The organism is Eubacterium sp. An3 (assembly GCF_002159465.1).
Lineage (GTDB): Bacteria > Bacillota > Clostridia > Lachnospirales > Lachnospiraceae > Anaerobutyricum > Anaerobutyricum stercoris.
Window position 1 is genome coordinate 35,853 of record NZ_NFIR01000020.1, and the last position, 11,979, is coordinate 47,831.

General features: G+C 46.2%; 4 protein-coding genes. All 4 read left to right on the forward strand.

The features are described from left to right. Positions 1–13 precede the first annotated feature (13 nt). From B5F87_RS14470 to B5F87_RS14485, 4 genes are read left to right on the forward strand one after another with little or no spacing between them, the layout of a single operon-like run. Positions 14–3,523, forward strand: coding sequence for a helicase-related protein (locus B5F87_RS14470; protein WP_087282251.1), 3,510 nt, complete (start codon positions 14–16; stop codon positions 3,521–3,523). 10 nt (positions 3,524–3,533) lie between these two features. Continuing rightward, a complete protein-coding gene (locus B5F87_RS14475) occupies positions 3,534–6,308 on the forward strand; it encodes a DUF1156 domain-containing protein (RefSeq protein WP_087282253.1) in 2,775 nt (924 codons plus the stop codon). Positions 6,309–6,340: 32 nt separating this feature from the next. Beyond that, entirely contained in the window at positions 6,341–8,557 is a 2,217-nt protein-coding gene (locus B5F87_RS14480; protein ID WP_087282255.1) for a DUF1156 domain-containing protein, read from the forward strand. 3 nt (positions 8,558–8,560) lie between these two features. Then, positions 8,561–11,965, forward strand: a complete 3,405-nt coding sequence (locus B5F87_RS14485) for a DUF499 domain-containing protein (RefSeq protein ID WP_087282257.1) — start codon at positions 8,561–8,563, stop codon at positions 11,963–11,965. Positions 11,966–11,979: the final 14 nt, after the last annotated feature.

Sequence of the window (11,979 nt, forward strand, 5' to 3'; positions counted from 1 at the left end):
GAGGAGAAACGGTATGGCAAGGCTTGAGGACATAACGGTTGGAAGTACAGTAAAAGGAATAGCCGGGAATGAGCCTGTATCCATCGTTGCTGTTCAATGGTACGGAACGAATGTGATTGACATTACCTACAAAAATAGCCAGAACGTTCCGGGAACACAACTCTTGTATCGAGAAGATGAATATCATATCGAAGTAATGGACAACAACTTGCCATGGAGCTTCGACGCGGATGGTGAACAAATGAAACTGGCTTCTGAGGCGTATCGCATCAGCCTTGCACATTTATTCGACCCGTATCTTGCAGTACATACATCCTCTGTTGAACCCCTCCCGCATCAAATCTCCGCTGTATATCAGGAAATGCTTCCTAAATTGCCGCTTCGATATGTTTTGGCGGACGATCCCGGCGCAGGAAAAACAATCATGACCGGACTATATATCAAGGAATTGATTGCACGAGGAGACCTAAAACGCAGCCTCATTGTTTGTCCGGGCAGTCTTGCCGAGCAATGGCAGGATGAGTTGTATTCAAAATTTCATCTTCGGTTTGAAATCCTGACGAATGATCGAATGGAGTCTGCCGTCAGCGGGAATATTTTTTCGGAAGTTGATTTGTGTATTGCCCGGTTGGATAAGTTGGCGAGAAATGATGATTTGCAGGAGAAGTTAAAAGTTACGGAATGGGACTTGATCGTATGTGATGAGGCCCACAAAATGGCGGCAACCGTCTGGGGCGGCGAGGTCAAATATACCAAACGCTTTTTGCTTGGAAGGCTGCTTTCTAATATCACGCGAAATTTCTTGTTGCTTACGGCCACGCCGCATAATGGTAAAGAAGAAGATTTTCAGCTCTTTTTATCCCTGGTAGACCCGGACCGTTTTGAAGGCATACACGGTTCCAGCCAACAGGCAGTTGATGTAAGTGATGTCATGCGACGGCTGGTAAAAGAGGAGCTCCTGACATTTGAGGGCAAACCTCTTTTCCCAGAGCGAATCGCCTACACAGTCAACTATGACCTTTCTCCAGAGGAAGCGAAGCTGTATTCTGCGGTTACTGATTATGTGCGGGAAGAATTTAACCGTGCAGATAATCTTAATAATGAGCACAAGACAACGGTTGGATTTGCTCTTACCATTTTGCAGAGGCGTCTTGCGTCCTCACCGGAAGCAATCTATCAATCCCTGAGACGCCGGCGGGAACGTCTTGAGCACAGGCTTGCTGAAGAAAAATTAGGTAAACGTGCGAAGGAGTTTCACGATCCTGATTTTGACGACTTCGACGAAGATGATCTGTCTGCGGATGAGCAGGAGAATTTTGAAGAAAAAGTTGTAGACCACGCTTCTGCTGCGGCAACGATAGCAGAGCTTGAAGCGGAAATCAATACGCTGAAACGCCTTGAAAATATGGCTAACAACGTCCGTGTAAGAGGCGTTGATCGGAAATGGGAAGAACTTTCCAGGCTTCTTCAGGATGATGGAGCCATGTTCGACTCCAATGGAAACCGTGAAAAGCTCATTATTTTCACAGAACATAGAGACACGCTGAACTACTTAACGGATAAAATCCGTTCTCTGTTGGGAAGTGATGAGGCCGTTGTGACGATTCATGGCGGGATGCTCCGTGACGAGCGCCGCAAGGTGGAAGAACTGTTTAAGCAGGATGTAGGTGTCCGCATTTTGATTGCAACAGATGCTGCCGGTGAAGGTATTAACTTACAGCGTGCTCATCTGATGATTAACTATGACCTGCCGTGGAACCCAAATCGTCTGGAGCAGCGCTTTGGCCGTATTCACCGTATTGGCCAGACGGAAGTATGCCACTTATGGAATCTGGTTGCCAACGAAACACGGGAAGGCTTTGTCTTCCAACGATTATTTCAAAAGTTGGAGGAAGAACGCCAGGCACTGGGCGGAAAAGTCTTTGACATTCTTGGCAAAGTGACTTTTGAAAATCGGTCTTTAAGGGATCTATTGATTGAAGCGGTCCGATATGGAAATGACCCAAAAGTACGGGCACGATTAGATCAGGTTGTGGATCATTCCATGAACCGCGAATCGTTCCAGAAATTGCTGGATGAACGTGCGTTGACCGAAGATGTTATGGATATAAATATGGTCAACAACATTCGGGAGGACATGGAACGGATTGAAGCACATAAACTTCAGCCGCATTTTATTGAAGCATTCTTCCTGGAGGCGTTCAAAAGTGTTGGAGGGAAAATCCGAAAACGTGAAACCGGACGCTACGAAATCACATCTGTTCCCTACGCGGTTCGCAACCGTGATATGCAGATTGGTTACGGTGAACCCGTGCTAAACCGTTATGAGCGGATTTGCTTTGACAAACAATATTGCAATGTTCCCGGTCTTGTGCAGGCTTCTTTGATCTGCCCGGGGCAACCGCTGCTGGAGGCTGTCATTGATTTGATTCGGGAACGCAATGTTGATGTGATGAAGCGCGGCACCATTCTTGTGGATGATGAAGATTACGGTACGAATGCCAGGCTCTTGTTCTATATTGAAGATGCAATTCAAGACGGCGTGATTCTGAAAAATGGAAGCAGACGGACTATTTCAAAACATATTCACTTTGTTGAGATGAAAGAAGATGGCACAGCTGCCTCCGCCGGGTATGCGCCCTACCTGGACTATCGTACCGTGACGGACGAAGAAAATCAGGCAATCAGAGAGTGGATGAAGCAGCAGAAATGGCTGTGTACTGATGTTGAAGATATGGCAAAGGGATATGCCATTCAAAATTTAATCCCTGTTCATTTTTCTGAAGTGAAATCACAGAAAGAAAAATTGCTGAATAAGACAGCAAAGGCAGTCAAGGATCGTTTGACAGCCGAAATTCAGTATTGGGATTTCCGTGCGGCTGATCTTGCGCAAAAAGAGGCTGCGGGGAAGACGAATGCACGGTTGAACTCCAAATTGGCTGCAAGGCGCGCAGAGGAATTGGAACTCCGGATGAAAAACCGTCTTGCGGAAATTGAGAAGGAGCGCAGAATTGCTCCGATGCCACCCAGCATCACAGGCGGTATTTTGGTCATTCCCAAAGGGCTGCTGCATCAGTTAATGGGCAGAAATCTTTCTGGAGATGATTTTGGCCGAGGTGACAAAAAGAGCGTGGAAGATGCCGCCATGAACGCTGTCATGGAAATTGAATCTTCCTTTGGCTATCATCCCAGCGATGTCAGTGCAGCAAAATGCGGCTACGACATAGAATCTCAGATCCCAAAAGGAATGATAGAACGTGTAGGTGCTTATGCTCTGCGCTTTATCGAAGTTAAGGGCCGCGCTAAAGGTGCAACGACTGTGACAGTGAGCAAAAATGAAATTTTGACGGCACTGAATAAACCGAAGGAATTCATTTTAGCCATTGTGGAAGTTGACGGCAATCAGACACATACGATTTATCTGAAGCATCCGTTTACCAACGCACCTGATTTTACGGCAACCAGCGTAAATTACAATATACAAGACTTGATAGCAGAATCCGAGATTCTCTATCAGAAATGAGGATACAGTTATGGCAACAAAAAAGCTGATAGAGGTCGCTTTGCCTCTTGAAAAAATCAACGCAGAATCGGCAAGAGAAAAGTCCATCCGACATGGCCACCCTTCCACACTGCACTTATGGTGGGCCAGACGGCCCTTGGCGGCAGCGCGGGCTGTCATCTGGGCATCGCTGGTGGACGATCCTTCTTCTCACCCGGAACAGTTCCCGACAGAGGAAGACCAAAATACAGAACGACAGAGGCTCTTTAAGATTCTGGAAGATCTGGTTGTATGGGAAAATTCCAATAACGAGAAAGTTCTGGATGCGGCGAAGGCAGAGATCATGAAAAGTACCAATGGGAACCCGCCTGCCCTTCTTGACCCATTTGCCGGCGGCGGTGCCATCCCATTAGAGGCGCAGAGACTGGGGCTGGAAGCTCACGCACATGATCTGAACCCGGTTGCCGTCATGATCAACAAGGCAATGATTGAGATTCCGCCCAAATTTTCTGGTATGGCACCGGTCAATTCAGATGCACAGGTCAACTCCATGCATGACGCGTGGGCGAGAGCAGAAGGCTTGGCTGAGGATGTGCGCTATTATGGCGAGTGGATGAAACAGGAAGCCTACAAACGGATTGGCCATCTTTATCCGAAAGTGAAAGTACCAGAAGAACAAGGCGGCGGAGAGGCAACTGTAATCGCATGGATATGGGCCAGGACAGTGAAGTGCCCTAATCCAGCTTGCGGATGTGAAATACCGCTAGTTCGCTCTTTTACTTTATCAAAAAAGAAGGGACATGAGGCATATGTTGAGCCACAATTTTTCGATTCGAAATGTAGTTATACTGTTAAATTAGGCGAACATAAGGAAAAAGGCACAGTAAACCGAACGGCTGCCTCCTGTGTTGCATGTGGTACATCAGTTCCATTAGATTATGTGCGTTCTGAAGGCAGTAATCATCGAATGGGGCGACATCTTATAGCTGTTGTTGCAGAAGGGAAAAATGGAAGAGCTTACTATTCGCCTGATGATATCCAACTATGTGCTTCGCAAGTCGGAGAGCCAGAAAACGTTCCTTGTGAGGACTTGCCAGAAAAGGCACTTGGTTTTAGAATTCAAGCCTATGGCATTACAAAGTGGAAAGACCTCTATACAAATCGTCAACTTACTGCTTTAACCACCTTCAGTGACTTAGTTGTAGAAACTCAGAAAAAAGTTGAGGCTGATGCGATTGCGGTTGGAATGTCTGATGATCATGTTCCCCTTTGTAAAGGTGGACATGGTGCAAGGGCATACGGTGAGGCTGTAGGTGTATACTTAGCTTTTGCGGTAGATAGACAAGCAGATATAGGATCTACTATTGCATCATGGATTAATACCATAGGTGCAATTAGGAATACATTCGGGAGACAAGCTATTCCTATGACATGGGACTTTGCAGAAGCAAATCCATTTAGCAGTTCGACAGGTTGCTTTAGTAATATGGTTGATTGGATTGTAAAGTGTATTGATAATTTCCCTATTGCTCAGTTTGAGGCAGAAGTTAGCCAAAGAGACGCTCAAAGTGATTGCGGTCTACGGAATATTATGATTTCTACAGATCCACCATATTACGATAATATTGATTATGCAGATTTGTCAGACTATTTTTATATTTGGATGCGACGATCACTTAAAGATAGTTATCCAGGACTTTTTTCCACTGTTTTGGTCCCAAAAACAGAGGAACTCATTGCTACTCCATTTCGGCATGGGGGCAGCATGGAAAAAGCAAAATCATTTTTCGAAAGTGGAATGCTTTCAGCAAGTAAGCAGATGTATCTTTATGCTCGTGAAGATGTTCCTGTAACAATATACTATGCCTATAAGCAAAGTGATTCGGATGCTGATGGTACAGCATCATCAGGGTGGGAAACCATGCTAAATTCTATAGTTAAAGCGGGATTTGCAATTACCGGTACATGGCCAATGAGAACTGAACGTGGAAATCGAATGCGTGGGAATGGGTCCAATGCTTTGGCCTCTTCTATAGTACTTGTTTGCCGTAAGCGTCCAGAGGACGCCCCACAGACCACCCGCCGCAATCTGATTGCCACGCTGCGGCATGAGTTACGTCCGGCCTTGAAAAAATTACAGGCAAGCAACATTGCTCCCGTTGACCTGGCACAGTCTGCCATTGGCCCCGGTATGGGTGTGTTCAGCCGTTATCGCCGCGTATTGGAGGCGGACGGTACACCAATGTCTGTCCGCAGCGCATTGCAGATTATCAATGAAGAACTTGACTTGTACTTTAACGAGCAGGTTGGCGATCTGGATACGGCCAGCCGCTTCTGCGTTGATCTATATACCCAGTACGCTTATAACGTCGTGAAGTATGGTGAGGCAGAGGTTCTGGCCAATGCAAAGAGTACTTCCATCCCCATGCTGGCAGCCAACGGTGTCGTCTACGCCAAAGCCGGTGATGTCCACCTGGTGGAACGGGCAGATCTGCCGGAAAAGGTGGATGTTGATGAAAAAAACATCTGGCTGCTAACGCAGCAGTTGACCCAGGCTATGGCAAAAGGCGGCGTGGAAGCCTGCGCGCAGATCGTAGCCTCCATGTTTGGCTCCAATGCAGAGCGTGCAAAAGATTTGGCCTATCGCTTATATACGATTGCCGAACAGAAGAAGTGGTCAAACGAGGCCTATGCGTATAATGCCCTTGTTGTGGCATGGCCGGATATTCAATCTCGCGCGGCAGCTTTGAAACTGGAAGTTCCTGAGCAGCTTGACCTGTTCTCTACCGGCCTTCTGGATAATTAAGCAAGTAGATCATTGAAAGGGGGTGAAGCTCCATGAAAAAGTTAATAGAGACGGCACTCCCTCTACGAGAAATAACTGCGTCTTCTATTGAGGAAAAAGTCAGAAAAGGACATCCTGGGAACCTGCATCTCTGGTGGAACCGCAGCCCGATTGTTTCCAGTTCCGTTTTAATCTATGCTGCTATGACAGACGAAGATCAGGACTCGGAGAAAAGAAATAATCAGATAGCGTTACTCAAAAAGCTTGCTCATAATGATGCCACTGCTTTTGAACAGGCAACAGCTGCATTGCAAAACCTAAAATTGCCTGCTATCTGGGATGGTTTTTCGGGCTTTGGCGGCATCCCCCTGGCCTGCGAAAAACTTGGGGTGTCGGCATACGCCGGGGATATAAACCCGGTTGCTTCCCTGCTTACAAAAGCCGTTGTTGAATTTCCATCGCGTTTTGTATCTAACAAGCCGGTTCATCCTGATTCAGACAGTACAAAGACAGGCATGGCAGCATTGGCCGATGACATCCGTTTCTATGGTCAATGGATGGAGAGACAAGCTTATGAAAAAATTGGACAGATTTATCCTGCCACAAACGATGTTGTTACATCCGCCTGGCTATGGGTGCGCACAGTAGAATGTCCGAATCCCGTTTGCAAATGCAAGATGCCCCTTGCCAGCAGTTTTGTTTTGAACAAAAGCAAAGGGAACGAACGTTGGGCCGAACCTGTTTTCAAGGACGGTAAAATCCGATTTCAAATCCGTGAAGGAATATGCCCCGAAGAAAAAGAAAGCAATAAACTCGGCACAATGGGGGCAAAATTCCAGTGCCCAGTGTGTGGCGAAGTGGCTACTGACACTTACATCAAGAAAATGGGGAAAAAGCACCTCTTGGGTGCTCAAATGATGGCTGTTGTTCGTTCATCAAACGGCGTAAAGGTTTTTGAGCCTGTTGACGAAGTACAAGAGACGGCGGCAGCGATTACAGCACCGGAAAGCATCCCATCAGGGCAAATTGCAGAAAATAGCCGTTGGTTTAGTCCGCCAGGATATGGATTTACTGACTATACTGACCTTTTTACCAACCGTCAGTTAACCATGCTTTCTGCTTTTTGCGATTTGATTCCTCAAGTAATTAACAAAGTTGCTTCAGACGCACTGGCCTCAGGAATGAGTGAAGCTGGTGGCCCGTTATGTGATGCCGGAAACGGAGCCTGGGCATATGGGCAGGCCATCGGAACTTATTTGTCGCTGGCTATCAGCAAAATGGCAAATTACCATTCCACAATCTGTTCCTGGGATAATCGCAAAGGAACCGGCAGGGCGACATTTACGCGACAGGCCATCCCCATGACATGGACATTTGTGGAGGAGAATCCTTTTGCAGAAACAACAGGAAGTTTTCATTCTGTCGTTGACAGTATTGCAGAGGCAGTATCGCACCTGCCTTCGTACAGAGAAATTATTGTGAAGAATGAAGATGCCATCGAAAAGGCTATTCAAAAGAACACTGTTCTCTTTACGGAACTGCCCTATTACGATAATGTCGGTTATGCTGACCTGTCAGATTACTTTTATATTTGGCTTCGGAAATGCCTAAAAAATGTGTTCCCTGATTTGTTCAAAGGGGCGCTTACTTCGAAAGATGAGCTGTCTTCTATTCCTGAACACTATGGTGGAGATACTGAAAAAGCAAAAACCGCGTATCATGGGAAAATAAATAAGATGTTGTCACACTTTTCTGAAATGGCATCGACGGAGTATCCATTTGTTATTTTCTTCGCATATAGCAAAGCGGATCGCATGGTAATTCGTAATGCGAATGGAAATATTTCATTGGAAAGCCCGCTGTCGCATTTACTCCAGAGCATTGTAGATACAGGCTTTTGTGTGACAGCAATCTGGCCAATACGAACGGAAAAACCAAATGAGAAGTTTGAGTCTACGCGGATCGCGATTGTGTTCCGAAAGAATCAAGATGCACTTCCACAGACTACAAGAAGGAATCTGATTGCGTCCCTTGGCCGGGAATTGCCAAGTCTGCTGGAATCACTGACAAGTGAGCTAATCGATGACATAGACCGTCCAATCGCCGCTTTGGGCTTTGGACTTTCCATCGTAACACGATATAAAAAAATACTCAATGCAGATGGTTCTGTTATGAACATTCAGGATAGCCTAATACTGATTGCACAAGAATCGGAAAAATATTTTGCTTCGCACGAGGCAGAAACAAATGAAAATCATGAGGAGGTATAGACCATGCAGGAGAATTACGAACTTGTCCAAAAAGGCTTTCGCATCCTTCATCCTTTAATGGCTGGTTACATTGGCCGGGAATTTAACCGAGTATATCACGATAACTGGTGGCAAGAGGTGCTTGACACACTCAGCGATCAGCTCCGTGATTTGCCCGATCACGGTGATTATAGTACCCTGGTAGACTCCCTGGATATTGCAAATTGCCTGCGTCTGATTGATCGGAAATGGCGGGAAGTCTTTTCCTCAAAACTGTCTACTGATTACCGTACATGGTCGAAAGAACTCATGGGCGTGCGAAATAAGATGGCTCATATCGGTCAACAGGACATCGATCAGTCTTATGCAGAACGTGCGTTGGATACCATGGCACTGCTCTGTGCTGCCTTTGACGCGGATGGTGCAGAGGAAATTCGGGATTTGTATCGCACTCTCCGCTATGGGTCTGCTGCCGGTTCCGCTGCTGTAACTGAAAATGTCGCCCCTGTAAAAACTGGTAAAAAATCTTCTAATACCGCTGGCGTCTTGGAGTATAACGTCGGTGAAGGCCATACGCTTCCCAGCTGGCGAGATATTATGCAGCCCCATCCAGATGTTGCTGAAGGCCGTTACCAAACAGCAGAATTTGCTGCTGATCTGGCACAGGTCTCTCGCGGAGAGGGAGCTTTTGAATACCGTGACCCTGTGGAATTTTTTGCACGCACTTACATCACCGAAGGAATGTCCGGGCTGCTTGTAAAATCTCTGCAACGAATCGCGGGCAAGGGCGGCGAACCTGTCATCCAGCTGAAAACCGCATTTGGCGGAGGAAAAACGCACAGTATGCTTGCCCTTTATCATCTGGTAAAAGGCGGCGCTTCGGTAGATAAAATTCCGAGTCTTAAACCAATCTTGGAAAAGGCTGGTTTGGATACCTTGCCCAAAGCTAATGTGGCTGTTCTTGTAGGCACAGCCCTTGACCCGAATAAAAAGAAAAATCCTGCCAATCTGCCGGGGTATACAGTCAATACGATCTGGGGTGAAATGGCTTATCAGCTGGTTACATCTGCCGGTCGTCCGGATTTGTATGCAATGATCCGTGAAGCAGATCGCCATGGTGTATCCCCTGGATCGGAAACCTTAAAAAATCTCTTGAATGAATGCGGCCCCTGCTTGATTTTAATGGATGAGCTGGTTGCTTATGCAAAGAAACTCTATGGTGTCGATGGACTTCCGGCTGGATCCTACGATAATTTTATTACGTTCATTCAAGAAATTACGGAAGCCGCACGTGCAAGTGAGAACAGCATTGTTGTCGCTTCTATCCCTGAGTCAACGATTGAAATCGGTGGTGATGCAGGTAAAACTGCACTCGAAACGATTGAGCATACATTCGGGAGAATGGAGGCCATCTGGAAACCTGTTGCCGCCAACGAAGGGTTTGAGGTCGTGCGCCGACGGCTGTTTCTTGACTGCAAAGATGAGGCTACACGAGATGCAGTATGTACGGCATTTAGCCGGATGTATCAGGAAAATCCATCTGATTTCCCAATGGAAGCAAGAGAGGTCGAATATCGGAACCGAATGATTTCCTGCTATCCGATTCACCCAGAGGTCTTTGACCGCCTATATGATGACTGGGCAACACTGGAACGCTTTCAACGCACTCGTGGTGTCCTGCGTTTAATGGCTGCCGTTATTCACGAATTGTGGATGGCCAATGACGCGGGTGCAATGATTATGCCAGGGTCAATCCCGTTGGATATGCCGAATGTAAGAGACGAATTGGTTCGTCACCTGCCGGATACATGGAACAGCATTATTGATCATGAGGTAGATGGAAAAAATTCTATTCCTTATCAAAAAGATAAAGCAAATCCTCGCTATGGACGCAAACTCGCCGCTCGTCGTGTCGCCAGAACGATCATGCTTGGAAGCGCGCCCACAAGCCGGGATCAGGCTGTACGCGGATTGGAAGCCTCCAGAATCCGTTTGGGAGTAGTTCAGCCTGGCGAGAGTATTGCTGACTTTAACGACGCGTTAAACACACTGCATGGCTCTCTTTCGTATCTCTATAATAATCCGAGCGGAAGCAGATACTGGTATGACACGCGCCCTACTCTGCGCAAAACTGCGGAAGACCGTGCTTCTCAGCAAACATTGGCTGATGTGGATGCGGAAATTGAATCTCGCCTGAAAAAAATACGGAAAGAGAATCCGTTTACCGGCATTCACATTTGTCCGTATTCTTCTCTGGATGTTCCAGATGAGCAGGCTGTCCGTTTGGTGATTTTGAGAACTGGTGATTGCTATAACCTAAAGTCTAAAAAGACAACCCCTGCTGAAACCACTGTTAATGATATTCTGTACAACAGGGGGACTGCTCCGCGTATTTTCAAAAATATGCTTGCTTTTGTGGCACCCGATGAAAACCAGCTGGAATCTTTGCGTGCAGAAGTTCGTCGTTTTATTGCGTGGACGTCAATCATGTCTGATAAAGATGATCTGAATTTGGATGGAAATCAAATCCGGGAAACGCAGAGTAATCTAAACCGCAGCAATGATACCGTAGAACTTCGGCTCAAGGAAACGTATCGATGGCTTCTGGTTCCTTATATCGACCAGTTTGGCGATATGAAAACAATTCAATGGGAGATCAGTGATATTAGCGGCGGAACTGAAAGCATCGTAACAAAAGCAGCAAAGAAAATGCAGCAAAGTGAGCAGATTATCACAAACTGGGCCCCTGCACTTTTGCAAATGAGCCTGGACGATTTGCTCTGGAAAGATTCCGATAATATTCAAGTAAAAAAACTATGGGAATATCTGAGCACATACTGCTATCTTCCGAGACTGGCAAATTATTCTGTGCTTGAAGATACGATTCGTCGAGGAGTTGCCTCTGATGAGTTTTTCGCACTTGCCGCCGGTTACGTTAATAATCGGTATGTTGACCTGAAGTTTAATACGAATGTATTGAGCATCAACTCATCCGATTTGCTTGTAAAGGCAAATGTTGCAATGAAACAAATTGTTGCCGAAAAGCAGGAAAAAGCAAGCGCCCAGGCAGCAGGTGATATTTTTGGCAGCGCTACATATCATGAGTCTCAAAATAATGAAGGGGCAGTACAGTCTAAAGGTGATGAAGGAAGTCTTAGTGCTAACACAGATACTGATGCAGCGGCTTCTGTTCCGGTAAATAAGCATTTTTATATGACTGCAAAACTGGATAATACGCGAGTAAATCGTGATGTTCAAAATTATTTACAAGAAATTATTCAGCATTTGATGGCCGTTGACGGCAGTCAGGTTGAGCTAAAATTGGATGTTGATGTAGTTGCTCCAAATGGCATACCAGCTTCTACCGTGCGAACTGTGTCAGAAAACTGTCGCACGCTTAAGATCGAAGATTTTGGTTTTGACGATTAAATGAACTGGTGAAA

Excerpts from the sequence above, each read along its gene's own strand:
- B5F87_RS14470 (WP_087282251.1), top strand. The coding sequence starts at position 14 with ATGGCAAGGCTTGAGGACATAACGGTTGGAAGTACAGTAAAAGGAATA.
- B5F87_RS14475 (WP_087282253.1), top strand. The coding sequence starts at position 3,534 with ATGGCAACAAAAAAGCTGATAGAGGTCGCTTTGCCTCTTGAAAAAATC.
- B5F87_RS14480 (WP_087282255.1), top strand. The coding sequence starts at position 6,341 with ATGAAAAAGTTAATAGAGACGGCACTCCCTCTACGAGAAATAACTGCG.
- B5F87_RS14485 (WP_087282257.1), top strand. The coding sequence starts at position 8,561 with ATGCAGGAGAATTACGAACTTGTCCAAAAAGGCTTTCGCATCCTTCAT.